At 72.4% G+C, this 13,358-nt stretch carries 12 protein-coding genes; 5 read left to right on the top strand and 7 right to left on the bottom strand.

Annotated elements, in window-relative coordinates; genetic code table 11:
* Nucleotides 1-140 precede the first annotated feature (140 nt).
* Nucleotides 141-1,691, top strand: coding sequence for a PucR family transcriptional regulator (locus OG774_RS01845; protein WP_328306238.1), 1,551 nt, complete (start codon nucleotides 141-143; stop codon nucleotides 1,689-1,691).
* Between the two features lies 1 nt (nucleotide 1,692).
* On the opposite strand, the gene OG774_RS01840 is transcribed toward OG774_RS01845, so the two are convergent.
* Complete coding sequence (locus OG774_RS01840) at nucleotides 1,693-2,019, bottom strand: DUF3040 domain-containing protein (protein ID WP_328306237.1); 327 nt, start codon at nucleotides 2,017-2,019, stop codon at nucleotides 1,693-1,695.
* 35 nt (nucleotides 2,020-2,054) lie between these two features.
* Entirely contained in the window at nucleotides 2,055-3,314 is a 1,260-nt protein-coding gene (locus OG774_RS01835; RefSeq protein ID WP_328306236.1) for an NAD(P)/FAD-dependent oxidoreductase, read from the bottom strand.
* 204 nt (nucleotides 3,315-3,518) lie between these two features.
* On the opposite strand from OG774_RS01835, the gene OG774_RS01830 reads away from it, so the two are divergent.
* Both OG774_RS01830 and OG774_RS01825 read left to right on the top strand, forming a co-directional pair.
* Nucleotides 3,519-4,010: a GreA/GreB family elongation factor gene (locus OG774_RS01830; RefSeq protein ID WP_328306235.1), complete on the top strand. Its 492-nt coding sequence runs from the start codon at nucleotides 3,519-3,521 to the stop codon at nucleotides 4,008-4,010.
* 156 nt (nucleotides 4,011-4,166) lie between these two features.
* Nucleotides 4,167-4,661, top strand: coding sequence for an exopolysaccharide biosynthesis protein (locus tag OG774_RS01825; RefSeq protein ID WP_328306234.1), 495 nt, complete (start codon nucleotides 4,167-4,169; stop codon nucleotides 4,659-4,661).
* A 74-nt stretch (nucleotides 4,662-4,735) separates the two neighbouring features.
* Here the strand turns inward: OG774_RS01825 and OG774_RS01820 are convergent, their stop codons facing one another.
* Nucleotides 4,736-5,311 carry a TetR/AcrR family transcriptional regulator gene (locus tag OG774_RS01820; protein WP_328306233.1) on the bottom strand — a complete coding sequence of 192 codons (576 nt, stop codon included), beginning with the start codon at nucleotides 5,309-5,311 and terminating at the stop codon, nucleotides 4,736-4,738.
* 149 nt (nucleotides 5,312-5,460) lie between these two features.
* Between OG774_RS01820 and OG774_RS01815 the strand changes: the two genes are divergently transcribed.
* Together OG774_RS01815 and OG774_RS01810 are read left to right on the top strand one after the other, a co-directional pair.
* Nucleotides 5,461-6,498 (top strand): LLM class flavin-dependent oxidoreductase, encoded by a 1,038-nt coding sequence (locus tag OG774_RS01815; RefSeq protein WP_328306232.1) that lies wholly within the window; start codon nucleotides 5,461-5,463, stop codon nucleotides 6,496-6,498.
* A 44-nt stretch (nucleotides 6,499-6,542) separates the two neighbouring features.
* A complete protein-coding gene (locus OG774_RS01810) occupies nucleotides 6,543-7,382 on the top strand; it encodes an LLM class F420-dependent oxidoreductase (protein WP_328306231.1) in 840 nt (279 codons plus the stop codon).
* 126 nt (nucleotides 7,383-7,508) lie between these two features.
* Here OG774_RS01810 and OG774_RS01805 read toward each other — a convergent pair whose 3' ends face one another.
* The 4 genes from OG774_RS01805 to OG774_RS01790 form a co-directional block, all read right to left on the bottom strand.
* A complete protein-coding gene (locus tag OG774_RS01805) occupies nucleotides 7,509-8,240 on the bottom strand; it encodes a hypothetical protein (protein WP_328306230.1) in 732 nt (243 codons plus the stop codon).
* 393 nt (nucleotides 8,241-8,633) lie between these two features.
* Nucleotides 8,634-10,469 (bottom strand): serine/threonine-protein kinase, encoded by a 1,836-nt coding sequence (locus tag OG774_RS01800; RefSeq protein WP_328306229.1) that lies wholly within the window; start codon nucleotides 10,467-10,469, stop codon nucleotides 8,634-8,636.
* Between the two features lie 28 nt (nucleotides 10,470-10,497).
* Complete coding sequence (locus OG774_RS01795; protein ID WP_328306228.1) at nucleotides 10,498-12,759, bottom strand: protein kinase domain-containing protein; 2,262 nt, start codon at nucleotides 12,757-12,759, stop codon at nucleotides 10,498-10,500.
* Nucleotides 12,760-12,845: 86 nt separating this feature from the next.
* Nucleotides 12,846-13,310 carry a QcrA and Rieske domain-containing protein gene (locus OG774_RS01790; RefSeq protein ID WP_328306227.1) on the bottom strand — a complete coding sequence of 155 codons (465 nt, stop codon included), beginning with the start codon at nucleotides 13,308-13,310 and terminating at the stop codon, nucleotides 12,846-12,848.
* Between the last annotated feature and the right edge of the window lie 48 nt (nucleotides 13,311-13,358).

The following is a 13,358-nucleotide window of genomic DNA, read 5'->3' as shown; positions in this document are numbered from 1 at the left end:
ACCGCGCTCCTCCCACTCACGTCGCACTGCTCGTCGCGAGGCGGCAACGCCGCCCTCACCACCGAGGATGGCCGCGAGGTGCCCAGCCCTGGTTGTAGAGTCGAACAATTGGATGGCCCCACGTTGTCGGGAGTCGACAGATGATCACCCTGGATCGTCTCGTCAACGTGCTGGCCGGCAGCGGCACCCGGCTCGCCGGCGGAGCCCGCGGGCGTGAGGTCATGCTGCGGAGCCTGGTCGTGCACGACCCGACCGATCCGCGCACGGCCACCGGCGACGTCTTCCTGGCCGTCGGGGTCGACTCGACGGCGGAGGCGGTCGACCTGGCCGCCTCGGCGCACGCGGCCGTGGTGCTCGTCCGCGCCCCGGCGCCGCTCGAACCCGCGATCTCCGCGGCGGCCGAGGACGCGGGCATCGCCGTCGTGCTGGCCGACCCCGAGGTCTCGTGGAGCCACCTCACGGGGCTGGCCTACGGGCTGGTCCTCGAGGGTCGCGAGACCGAGTCGGGCCGCGGCCCGACCGACCTGTTCGCCCTGGCCGACACCCTCGCCGCCGCGCTCCGCGACTCCTCGGTCGTGATCGAGGACCAGCTCTCCCGCGTGCTGGCCTACTCGAGCTCCGACGACGTCGTCGACACGGTGCGCTCGCAGACCATCCTGGGGCGACGGCTGCCCGACCGCGTCCGGGAGCTCTTCGCCGAGCGCGGGGTGTTCCGCCACCTCGCCGCCTCGGACGAGCCCCTGTTCGTCGAGCCCTCCGCGGGGCACGGCTTCGGCGGACGCATGGTCATCGCCGTGCGCGCGGGCCGGGAGCTCCTGGGCTCGCTGTGGGTCGAGACCGCCGTCCCCTTCGACGCCGCGCGTCGCCGGGTGCTCGAGGACGGCGCCCGGACCGCCGCGCTGCACCTGTTGCGCTCACGTGCCAGCGCGGACCTGGAGCGTCAGGTGGAGTCCGACCTGGTCACCCGCCTGCTCGAGGGCATCGGCGACGCCCCGGCCATGATCAGCCAGCTCGGGCTGCCCCGGCACGGCCTGCGCGTCGTGGCGCTGCAGGCGCACGTGGAGGACGAGCAGCACGCCGGGGTCCTGCTGGCCTTCGAGCACGTCACGACGGGCTTCGGCTGGTCCCGGCCGGGCCGTAGTGCCCTGTTCGCCAACACCGTCTACACCCTGCTCCCCGCCGGGGACGACACCGTCGGGACCGCGCGCGACTGGCTGGCGTCGGTGCGCGGCGGTCTCCCCGCCCACGTGGGCCTGGTGGCCGGGATCGGCGGTCCGGCCGAGGCCCCGCTGCTGCCGGCCAGCCGCCGCGAGGCCGACGAGTGCCTGGCGCTGCACGCCGCCCATCCCGAGCTCCCGCCCGTGGCGTACGACGAGTCGTGGGACCGGATCGTGCTCCGCCGTCTGCGTGCCGTCACCGCCGCGGGCCGCATGCCCGAGCGCGGTCCGGTGGCGGAGCTCCAGCGCCACGACCGGCGCCACGGGACACACCACGTCGAGACGCTGCGGGCCTGGCTGGCCGCCCACGGGGACATCGGTGTCGCCGCGGCCACCCTCGACGTCCACCCGAACACGGTGCGGTACCGCCTGCGGAAGATGGACGAGGCCACTCCCCTCGCCACCGATCACCCCGACCAGCGACTCGCCCTGATCATCGCCCTCGCCGCGACGGACGAGGACCAGCTCTCGTAGCTCACGTCCGCCCGGGCGGCGACGGCGGTGCACCGGCGGCGCCGGGACCCGCGAGCACCGGCGCCCGTCGGAGTCGGTGCAGGAGCCAGATGAACAGGACGACCACCGCGGCGAAGAACACCGCAGGGCCCGGGGCCTGCGCCACGACCATCAGCAGCGCGAGGGCCGCGAAGACCACGGAAGCCACGGCGTGGAACGCCAGTTCGAAGGTGCGCTGCCGCCGGGCCCGCCACGCGTACGTGGAGAAGGCCGTGGACCACCCGGGGTCCTCGGCGAGCAGGTGGTTCTCGATGTCGAGCAACATCGCGCGTTCTCGGTCGTCGAGCACGTCGGGCCTCCCATCGGGCCTCGGGTCGGTCGGGGTCAGCGCAAGGGATCGAACGGGAGCAGCGCGGGCGGCTGCTTCCCGGTGGTGATCTGCTCGGCCAGCAGGCGTCCGGTCACCGGCCCGAGGGTCACGCCCCACATGCCGTGGCCGCCTGCGACGTAGACGCCGGGCCGGCGCGTGGCGCCCACGAGCGGGAGCGCGTCGGTGGTGACGGGGCGGGCACCCACCCAGGGGCTGCTGCGCTCGTCCCAGCGGACCCCGGTGAGGAGGTCGCGCAACGAGGCGACGACGGCGTCGGCCCTGGTGGCGTCGGCCGGTCGGTCGGCCGCGCGGAACTCCATCGTGCCCGCCACCCGGAGGCGGCCCCGGTACGGCGTGCACGCGACGCGCGCGTGCGGCAGATAGATCGGCCCGGGTACCGGGGCGTCGGTCGGCACGGTGAACGAGTAGCCGCGCCCGGCGCGCACGGGGAGGCGCACACCGTGGTGGCGGGCGAGATCGCCGAGGTGCGCGCCGGTCGCGAGCACCGCGACGTCCGCGCCGATGGGCGGGCCCTCGTCCGCGCGGACGAGGACGCGACCCCGGTCGACCCGGAGCGCCGAGACGGTCATCCGGGACCGGATGGTGGCGCCGCGCCGAATGACGGCGTGGGCCAGCTGGTCGACGAACCGCGCAGGGTCGAGGAAGCGCTGCCCGTCGACCCGCACCCCCGCCACGATGCGGTCCGAGAGCTGTGGACGCGCAGCGTGCAGCTCCGCCCGGTCGAGGTGGTGGGACGACACCGGCACACCGACGGCCTCCACGAGGGCGAGCTCGCGCCGGAAGCCCGCGGCCGCTCGGGGATCCGAGAACCCCGCGACGATCGGGGACTCGACGTCCCCGACGTCGACGCCCTCGTGGGACAGCGTGTCGTAGGCCGCCAGGCTCTCGACGAGGAGAGGCAAGGAGGCCTCGAGCGCCCGACGCCGGTGTCGGGTGGTGCAGTGGGCGGCGAAGCGCAGCAGGAAGGTCCACAGCCGCGGGTCCGGCCGCGCGGGGACGCTGAGCGGAGCATGGGGATCGAACAGCCCCCGCAACCCCTCCCCCAGCACGTGCGGCGACGTCAGCGGGAGCGCGAGCCCCGGCGACACCCACCCCGCGTTGCCCCACGAGGCGCCGCTGCCCACCTCGTCACGGTCGACCACCGTCACGTGGACACCACGGTCCTGCAGGAACCACGCCGTCGACAGCCCGACGACTCCTGCCCCGACGACGACCGCACTGCGCGGCGTGATGTCGCCACCGAACCCCGACATGGCCGACCTCCCTACGACACCAGAGACCTCTCCGACGATGGCCGAGACCGCAGGAGGACTCGTTGTCCGTCGCGGACAAAGCCTCCGAAAGTCGTTGGCCGGAGCGCACAACTCACGCTCGCGGCCGGGGCCGCATCCTGAGGCGACGGAGGCGGACTCCGCGCTCCGGCGAGCTCACGCCGGGCAGCCACAGGGAGGCGCATCGTGGGGATCGACGGCGGAGCGTGGCTGAGCGCGCAGGGCCATCAGCAGGCCCGCACCGAGCTCGAGCGGCTCCTGCTGAGCCACCGCTCGGACAGCACGCGACTCGACGTCGACGACGACGCCGGAGCTCGTCACCGGTGGCGGGAACGGCGGATCCGCCATCTCCAGGAGCTCCTGCTCGGCGCGACCGTCGGCACCGCACCGGCGGACGACGGCATCGCCGGGCCGGGCATGGTGCTCACCGTCAGCATCGACGACGCCCCGGAGACGGAGACGTTCCTGCTCGGAGAGAGCAACGTCCCGGCCCACTCCGAGATCGAGGTCTACTCGCCGGCCTCCCCCATCGGACGGGCCGTGCTCGGCGCGCGCGACGGCGACACCCGCACCTGCCGGCTCCCCGACGGGCAGACGATCTCGATCACGCTCCTCGCGGCGAAGCCCTACGGCCACGACGGCGCCGTGCTCGACCGGACCGGCTCCACAGAAGGATGAACGGCACACGGCGTCCCCGAGGGGAGAGGACGATGCTCGACGACGTGGAGGGCCCGGCAGGCGGCAGCTTCGGTGATCCGTCTCTCGTGATCCCTGACGCCACGACGCGGAGGTAGAACGCGTCCGTGTCGACAAGCAGGCGATCCTGGAGACGGTATGAGCTGGCAGCTGCTCCTGGAGTTCGTGGGCTCGACCGCGTACGGCGTGTTGTCCGCACTGATCCCGATCTTCAACAGCGAGATCTACATCGTGGCGTCACAGATCGGAGGGTTCGCCGAAGAGGTCACGGCGGCGACCGGCTGCGCCCTCGGCCAGAGCATCGGGAAGGTCGGCGTGGTCCTCGGACTACGGCGGGGCGCCCCCTCCGGGTGGGTCCGGCGGATGCGCGACCGCCCCCGAAAACCGGCCGGGAAGGTCCGGACGACGGTCCGAGTCCGGTCGGACCGCATGATGGGGCTTCTCGGTGAATCCCGGTGGGGAGTGGCGGTCGTCTTCCTCTCGGCCTGCGTGTTCATCCCGCCGCTGTATCCGCTGACGCTCGCCGTAGCCGCGACGCGGATGTCCGTCACCGCCTTCGGCCTTGCTGTCCTCGTCGGACGGATGCTGCTGTTCCTGGCCATTGCCTTCGGGGTGTCCGCCCTGGTCCATTGATCGGTGTCCGCCCCGGGCCGGCACGTCACGGTGCGCCTCAGCGAGCTCGCGGTCCTGACACCTGAGGACGTCGGTCAGCCGGAGACCTTGTAGCCGTGTCGGAGGATGTCGCGTGCCCCGTCGGCCTGCTGGGTCCCCTGGGGGCCGGTCGAGCCGAGCCAGGCCAGCATGGCGGCGCACCCCACGAGGTCGTGGGCGGTGACCTCCGGCCTCGCCACCCCGGCCTGCTGGGACTCGGCGAGGAACCTCGTGGTGGTGGCGATCATCTCCTCGCACGCGAGGCCGAGCGGGGTCGGCTGCCCACCTTCCAACGCCCCCACCAGCGGGCCGGACAGACCGCGGTAGCTCGCGACGTGTCTCTCCACCTCGCCCAACCAGGCGTCGAGTCGCTCCGCGAGCCCGACGTCCCGTGCAATGCGCTCGCCGGCCGCGCGGAGCTCGTCGTTCTCCACCCGGAGGACCTCGGCCACCAGGCAGTCCCGGTCGGGGAAGTGTCGGTAGAGCGTCCCCGGACCCACGCCGGCCTCCCGGGCGATGGCCTCCAGCGACGTCGTGACGCCGTGCCGCCGCAGGTGCCGCCGGGCGACCGCGACCAGCAGCTCGCGGTTGCGCCGCGCGTCGGAGCGCATCGGCCGGTCGGTGTCCGCCATGTGCGTCCTCCCCTGCCGTTGCGTGTCGACCCCCGTGGGTGGCCACTGCGGGCAGGTTACCGGAGGCGGCCTCCGTGTACCGTAAATGGAGGGAGCCTCCGCTCGAGTGGGCGCGGCTCCGAGCCCATCACGACCACGAGAGGACCGCCGTGGCGACGTCCGTCCCGCTCTCCCTGTTGGACCTGGCCCGGGTCCGCCCCGCCGAGACCGCCGCCGAGGGTGTCGCCCGCAGCGTGCGCCTGGCGCGCACCGCCGACGGCCTCGGCTACCACCGGCTCTGGGTCTCCGAGCACCACAACATGCCCGGGCTCGCGTCCTCGGCGACGTCGCTCTACATCCAGCACCTGGCCGCGAACACCACGAACCTGCGTGTCGGGTCCGGCGGGATCATGCTCCCCAACCACTCGCCGCTCGTGATCGCCGAGCAGTTCGGCCTGCTCGAGACGCTCTTCCCGGGGCGGATCGACCTCGGGCTGGGCCGGGCGCCCGGGACCGACGGGGCGACCATGCAGGCCCTGCGTCGCGGGGCCGCCGCCTCCGAGCACTTCCCGGCCGACATCGTCGAGCTGCACGGCTACCTCACCGGCGAGACCACCGTGCCCGGGGTCCAGGCCTACCCGCACCACGCGGGCGGGGTCCCCCTCTACATCCTCGGTTCCTCGCTCTACGGCGCCCAGCTCGCCGCCCACCTCGGCCTGCCGTACGCGTTCGCCTCGCACTTCGCCCCGGAGGCCCTCGTCGAGGCGGCCACGATCTACCGGGACCGCTTCGATGCCTCCCGGTCCCTCGCCGGCCCCGACGCGACGCCGCACTTCATCGCGGCCGCCAACGTCGTCGCCGCCGACGACGCGGAGACCGCCACCGCGCAGTACCGGCGGACCGAGCTGGAGTGGCTGCGCTCGATCCTGGGCCGTGGCCGGGACCTGTCCGACGAGCAGCTCGTCGAGCTCCGCGAGCACCCCTCCGGGCGCCAGGTCCTCGGCATGCTCGCCCGCACCCTCGTGGGCACCGGGCCCGAGGTCGTCGCCGGGCTCGACGCGCTGGCCCAGGAGGTCCGGGCCGACGAGCTCATGCTCGTCAACGCCGCGGTCGACGAGGACCAGCAGCACCGCGCCCTCGAGCTCCTCGCCCCGCAGGCGGGGCGAGGGGTCCGCGACGAGGCTCCCCTCGCCGCGTCGGCAGTCTGACCCGCACGCCGAGCACGACGACCCGACATCAGGAGCTAACGATCATGTCGATGGATCTGGGCCGGTACGGCATCTGGCAGGGAGCGTGGCAGCTCGACCCCGAGCTGGCCCGCGAGGTCGAGTCGCTGGGGTTCGGCACGATCTGGATCGGCGGCTCCCCTCCCGGGGACCTCGCCCTCGCCGAGTCGCTGCTCGACGCCACCGACCACCTCGTGATCGCGACCGGCATCGTCAACATGTGGTCCACCCCCGCCGACGAGGTCGCCGCCTCCTACCACCGGCTCGAGGCCAAGCACCCCGGCCGCTTCCTGCTCGGCGTGGGTGTCGGCCACCCGGAGGCCACCAGCGACTACACCCGCCCCTACGCCACGGTCGTCGAGTACCTCGATGCCCTCGACGCCGCCGAGGTCCCGGTCTCCCGCCGGGTGCTCGCGGCACTCGGCCCGAAGGTCCTGCGCCTCGCCGCCGAGCGCGCAGCGGGCGCGCACCCCTACCTCGTTCCCCCCGAGCACACCCGCCGGGCCCGCGACATCCTCGGCGACGGGGTCCTGCTCGCCCCGGAGAACAAGGTCGTCCTGCACCCCGACCCCGCCACCGCGCGCGGGATCGGCCGCCCCGCCGTGCAGAAGCCCTACCTGGGGCTGCGCAACTACGTCAGCAACCTGGAGCGTCTCGGCTGGACCGACGCCGACATCGCCGACGGGGGCAGCGATGCCCTGATCGACGCCCTCGTCGCCCACGGCGAGCCGGACGCGGTCGCAGCACGGCTCGACGAGCACCTGGACGCCGGCGCCGACCACGTGTGCGCGCAGGTCCTCGTGGCGAAGGGCGATCCCCTGCTCCCCGACCTGCGCCGCCTGGCCGAAGCACTCCGGCGGAGCTGAGCGCCGGCGGAGCGGGGCCCCGGTGGCCGACCCGGGATCGTCGGGGTCCTCCGGGACCGGCGCCTCGAGGAGGGAGCGGCGCCCATCAGGCTCGCGTCCTGATTCGCTCGGAGAGGCCGGCGAAGGTCAGCGAGGGTTCTGACCAGCGGTGGCCCCCGAGGCGCCGACCGGACTGCCCATCCCGTGGATCTCGAGGCGGTCGATGTCGTGCGGACCCACACCGACAGGACGCCGGCGCTGCCGCCAGGGCTGCGCCATCCAGCGCTCGCGCCACGCGGGAGCGGCGATCAACGGGAGGAAACCGGCCCAGAACTCGTTCATCAGGTCCCAGAGGGGTGCTGCGTCGCCGCCCGGATCGGCGACCGTCGCCCGGCCGGCGAAACTGGCGACGACCTCGTCGGCGATCCAGCCCGGGTCCGCCCCACGGCGCAGCAGGCCGTCGGTCTGCGCGTCGGCGAGCAACTCCTCGGCCTGGTCACGCCACCAGGCGATGACCTCGGCCAGCGTCGGCGTGGCGACGATGCGGTCGCGCAACAGGCGGCCGGCACCGCGCACGATCGGGTCGTCGAGACGGACGATCACGGCGTCGGTCAGGAGGACCAGCGCTTCGAGACGGTCACCGGCGACTCGACGGACCGCAGGCAGGACCTGGTCCCACGATTCACTCATCGCCGCGACGAGTGCCTCGGCGACGGCGTGCTTGGACGCGAAGTGGAAGTAGAGCGCACCCTTGGTCGGGACGCCGTCCCCCACCAGGTCGTTGAGCGCCGTGCCGTGGAAGCCCTGGATCGCGAAGCGCTCTCCCGCCGCGGCGAGCAGGGCGCGTCTCGTGGCACGGGAGCGCGCCTGCTGCGGCACCCGCGCTCCCTCCGCCGCCGAAGCGGCCTCACTCGCCACGACATCTCCCCCAGGCCCGTCGACCGGCGCACCGACGCCGCGCGGTGTCGGCCTGCACCGGTCCGAGAAGTGTGGAGCCCGTCCGGGCGACACGCCATCCCCGGATCGGCGCCGTGACAGGGCAACTGGCGCAACGTGCGGTCCGACGCGGAGAAGACCCTTCCGCTCGAACCGTACCGCTGGGTACGGTTCTCGACAGCGGTGCCGGAGCGTCGGGGGCCCTGATCCGCGTCGGGGGGGAGGCGACGTCGCCGGAGAGGGGGCCGGCGACGTCGTTCCCCTGTCCGACAGGTTGCGGCCCCGAGCCCGACGCGTCGGGCTCCTCGCCTCTCGCCATTGAGATCGCCTCCTCTGTCAGTGACCGATCGACAGCGTCACGAGGCGCGACTCGTCGATCAGCGACACGTACGCGAGCCGGCCACCGGGGGCCGTGGCAACGCTGGTCGGGGAGCCGCCGACCTGGACGGTGGCGGAGACCTGGTTGGTGCTGGCGTTGATCGCGGAGATGCTGCCGTCGTCCGCGTTGGCGGTGTAGAGATAGCGTCCGTCGGGCGCATAGGTGACGTCCTGGGGACCGCGGCCGACAAGAACCGTTGCCACCACGCTGTGGGTGCTGGTGTCGACCACCGAGACGGTGTTGTCCCCGTGGTTGGCCACAGCCACCCGAGACCCGTCCGGTGATGGAGCAATCGAGCGTGGGCCTCGTCCGACCGGAACGGTCGCGAGGACGATGGCGGAGTCGGGATCGAGCACGGAGACGACGCCGGGCGAGCCGTTCACGAGCCAGGCGCGTTCTACGGCGAAGGCCACGTCATTGGGGTCGGGCCCGACCGGCGAGCTGCGGAGCACCGTGTCGGAGTCCGTGCCCACCACGTCGATCGACCCGGCACCTCGGCCCGGCACCCAGACTGTCCGTTCATCCGGCGCCAGGGCGAGCCCGGCGGGCTGGGCGTTGACCGGGATGGCTGCTGTCGGCGCGTAGGTGCGCATGTCGACCGCCGTCACCTGATGGACGGCGCCGCCGTCGTCCCAGCACGTGACGAAGGCGCGCATCCCAGCGCGGTCGAGAGCCACATGTCGAGGCGTCGCCGGCATCGGGATCGTCGCCACCGTCGTGCGGGAGAGCAGATTCAGGACCGTCACCGCGTGCATGTCGCGGTTCGCGACGTAGCCGAAGACCCCGTCGGTCGTGATGGCCAGAGAGCCCGGAGTGGGTGGCGTCGCGACCACGTCGCTGATCTCGGGGACAGGGTGGCTCGTTGCCGCACGCACCGGCCCGGCCAACGGTGGGGGTGCCGGTGGCGCCGACGGTGACCGATCCGCAGGTCCGGCCACCGTGAACACTGCGAGGAGCACGGCGACCACGAGGACGACGGCTCCGACGACGAGTTCGAGCGGGCTCCATCCCGTCCCGCTCGGCGCGTCCGACCCGACGAGTGGAGGCGATCCGACGAGAGAGCGCGGTGGCGGTCGCTCGACCACAGCCGATCCTTCGACGACCCCCCGCACGGCGGCAGCCAGAGCGCCGGCCGTCGGGTAGCCCTCATCCGGGTCCGTCGCCACGGCACGTGCGAGGACCGCGTCGAGGTCCGGGGCGATCAGCGCGGGCGAGGCGGCTCCACCGACCGTGACGCACTCTCGAAGCAAGCACGCCAACGAGGCGATGTCGGATCGGGAGTCGACCACCAGGTCGCCGACCGCGTGCGCGATGCCGAAGTCGGCCACGTAGACGAAATCACGGGAGGTGACCAGGACGTTGGACGGCGTGAGGTCTCCGTGCACCAGACCGCCGAGGTGGGCCGCATCGAGGGCCTCGGCGATCTGCGCGGCGAGCCGCAGCGCACGCTCGGGCGGTAGAGCGCCGTGAGCGCTCAGCAGCGATGTCAGGGTCGCGCAGTCTTCGAGGAGCCTCATCTCGACGTAGGGCTGGCGATCGATCTCGCCGTAGTCGTGGATCGGGACGACGTGCGGGTCTCGGAGGCGAGCGGCGAGTCGGGATGCGCGGCGCAGCCGCTCCTCGACCTCCTCGGTGCGGGGCAGCTCCGGGAAGAGCTCCAGGGTGACCAGGCGGTCTCGTTCGAGGTCGGTGGCCTCGTACACCTCCCCCGTTCCCACGGACCCGATCAGCCGCTCGAGGCGGTAGCGACCGAACAGACGAGGCTCCGCGCCCGCTGCCCGTCCCGTCTGCACGCCGACAACCCGTGGGAGGTTCGGGGCGTCAGGCGGTGCCGGCGAGGTTGATCACCGTGACGCTGCCGTCCAAGAGGTTCGTGGCGTAGCCCTGACGCCCGTCGGGAGTCACCGCGATGCTCGTGGGCCCCCGGCCGGTCGGTACCTCGCCGACGATGGCGTAGGTCGTGGTGTCCAGGACCTGGATGATGTTCGCGTCGACGGTCGCCAGGTAGGCGTGCTTGCCGTCCGCGCTGAGGGTGATGTCCTGCGGGTGGCTCGCCGTCGGGACGGTGGCGACGACCCGGTCGGTATCAACATCAGTGACGGAAACGGTGCTGTCGTCGTAGTTGGCGTTGAACACCAGCGGTCTGGTGGTGTGTCGAATGATCGAGTGTGGACTCTTCCCGACCGCCACGGTGCCCAGCACGGCGTCGCTGCTCGTGTCGACGGTCGTGATCACGTTGGACTCGTGGTTGGCCGCATAGAGCCTGGTGCCGTCCGGGGAGAAGTCCACCCAGTGCGGGTTCGGCGCGAGGGTGAGGGTGTTGGTGACGGTGTTCGTCGCCGTGTCGATGACCGTGAGAGAGCCCGAGTCGTGGTTGGGCACGTACACCTTCCGGCCGTCCGGGCTGACGTCGAGGGCGAACGGGCGCTTCCCGGTGGGGACCCGCGCGATGAACGTGCCGTTGGACGTGTCGAGGACACCGACCTCGTTCACGCTGAAGTCCTGGTTGAAGATACTGACGTAGGCACGGGCGCCGTCGGGAGAGAACGCGACGAACTGTGGCCCACCGTCGGGTACGGGGATCAACCCGGTCGGGACGTTGCGCGTGGTGTCGAACACCGTCAGCACACCGGCCGCCCGGTTGGCGATGTACGCGAACTCCCCACTCGGCGCGATCTCCATGTAGCCCGGCGTCGACCCGACCTGCACGGTCGGCCCCACCGTGGGTCGCGCGACGCTGGTCGCGACGGCGCGCGGACCGTCCCCGCCTGTTGGCGGGAACGGTGTAGAGGTGCCCCCGCCCGAACCCTGGTCGTCGAAGAGGCGCACCAGGCTCACCGTCGCAACGATCGCCAGCACCGCAGTGATCGCGATCAGAACGGTCGTGAGCGTCCGCGGCTTCGACAGCGACCACCGCGGACGGGCGCCGTCCGACGCACCCCCGCTCGGTGGTGCTGGTGGGGGTGATGTCGGAGGCGGCCCGCCGTCCACGGTCCGGGCGGGCCCCGTCGTCGAGGGGTAGCCCGCCGCGGGGTCCTGCACGGTCCCGTTCGCCGGGTTGGCGGGCAGCGTGACAGTACGGCCGGACTGGTCCGGCGCCGCGACGGCCTGTGTCGCCGCGCCCGGCGTGACCGACGGCGGCGAGGTCACGCGTGCCGTGGCTGGCATCGATGTCCCGTCGACTCCTGAGGCCGCGGCCACGGGCGCCGACAGCGACGGTGGCGTCGCGGGTGCCATCGCTGTCGGCGTCGCCACTGTGACCGGCTGTGCGGTCCGCAGGGCCTCCTTGGCTGCCTGGGCAAGGTCGCCGGCGCTGGCGAAACGTGCCTCCGGGTCCTTCGCCAAGCCCCGGGCGACCACGGCGTCGAGCTCCGGAGGCACGCCGTGCTCGACCTCGCTCGGTCGAGGCGGCTCGCGGTACACGTGGGCGTAGACCAGCGAGGGGAAGTCGGCGCCCAGGAAGGGCTTGCTCCCGGTCAGGCACTCGAAGAGCACGCACGCGAGGGAATAGACGTCGGTCCGAGGGGTGATGGACCCGTTGGTGAAGCGCTCCGGGGCCATGTAGTCCATCGTTCCGACGCCGGCACCGTTCGACGTTGCCGTCGCCCGGGTCTGGCCGATGCTGTGGGCGATCCCGAAATCAGCGACGTAGACGAAGTCGCTCGGCGTGACGAGGATGTTCGCGGGCTTGACGTCGCGGTGGACGAGGCCGTTCTTGTGCGCGGCGTCGAGGGCTTCGGCCATCTGGCCGACGAGCGCCACTGCGCGTTCCGGCCCCAGCGCACCCTCCTCGCTGAGGAGGTCCGCGAGGCTCTGGCCGTCCACCAGTCGCATGTCGATGTAGAGCCGCCCGTCGACCTCCCCGTAGTCGTGGATGGGGATCACATGGGGCTCACTCAGCCGTGCCGCCGCGTACGACTCGCGACGGAATCGGTGTTCGTAGGTCGGGTCCTTGGCCAGCGCTTCCGGGAGCAGCTTCAGAGCGACATCTCGATCACGCCGGGAATCGTGGGCGAGGTACACCTCGCCCATCCCGCCGCGACCGATCAACGATTGGACCTCGTACTGCCCGAAGCGCTGCATCCTGCTCCCCCCACCAAGGGCCCACGGTGTCGTCGCCACACCGAAGCGACAGGCCATTGTCGCCACCTAGAGTGAGCAAGGTTACATCATTCGAGCACGATTTGTCCCCCGTCGATCCGCACTGCCCTTACGGTGAGTGGTCGCTCAGCGGGCCCGTTGGCGACCGTCCCATCGAGGTTGAAGCGGCTGCCATGGCACGGGCAGTTGATCGTCCCCTCCGCGACCGTGTCGATGATGCAGGCGGTGTGGGTGCAGACCGCCGAGAAACCCTCGTACCGACCCACGGTCGGCTGGGTGACGACGACCTCGAGATCCTTGAAGACCTTGCCGCCGCCGACGGCGACGTCGGCGGCCGGTCCGAGCACGGTGCCGGTCCCACCGGAGCCGGCCCCGGGACCGGCCGTCCACGGAAGTCCCCCACCCGGCGAACTCGTCGGCTCCGGCCGTGCCGGGTCCGATCCGGCGCAGCCTGCCAACCCGAACGCCGCGCCGGCGACGAGTGCGCTCCGACGGGTGACAGCGAGCGCTTCACCTCTCTCGCTGGTGCTCATGCGGCCTCCCCTTGTCTCGATCATGGTGCTTGCGGTTCAGCGGGGCAC

The organism is Actinomycetospora sp. NBC_00405 (assembly GCF_036044095.1).
Taxonomy (GTDB): domain Bacteria; phylum Actinomycetota; class Actinomycetes; order Mycobacteriales; family Pseudonocardiaceae; genus Actinomycetospora; species Actinomycetospora callitridis.
The sequence above is the reverse complement of the archived record's forward strand: the minus strand, read 5'-3'. Positions and strand labels throughout refer to the sequence as shown.

What these genes read in the sequence shown, in the direction of transcription:
- OG774_RS01845 (WP_328306238.1), top strand. Translation starts at nt 141, where the DNA reads ATGATCACCCTGGATCGTCTCGTCAACGTGCTGGCCGGCAGCGGCACC.
- OG774_RS01835 (WP_328306236.1), bottom strand. Translation starts at nt 3,314, where the DNA reads ATGTCGGGGTTCGGTGGCGACATCACGCCGCGCAGTGCGGTCGTCGTC.
- OG774_RS01825 (WP_328306234.1), top strand. Translation starts at nt 4,167, where the DNA reads ATGAGCTGGCAGCTGCTCCTGGAGTTCGTGGGCTCGACCGCGTACGGC.
- OG774_RS01820 (WP_328306233.1), bottom strand. Translation starts at nt 5,311, where the DNA reads ATGGCGGACACCGACCGGCCGATGCGCTCCGACGCGCGGCGCAACCGC.
- OG774_RS01810 (WP_328306231.1), top strand. Translation starts at nt 6,543, where the DNA reads ATGTCGATGGATCTGGGCCGGTACGGCATCTGGCAGGGAGCGTGGCAG.
- OG774_RS01795 (WP_328306228.1), bottom strand. Translation starts at nt 12,759, where the DNA reads ATGCAGCGCTTCGGGCAGTACGAGGTCCAATCGTTGATCGGTCGCGGC.
- OG774_RS01790 (WP_328306227.1), bottom strand. Translation starts at nt 13,310, where the DNA reads ATGAGCACCAGCGAGAGAGGTGAAGCGCTCGCTGTCACCCGTCGGAGC.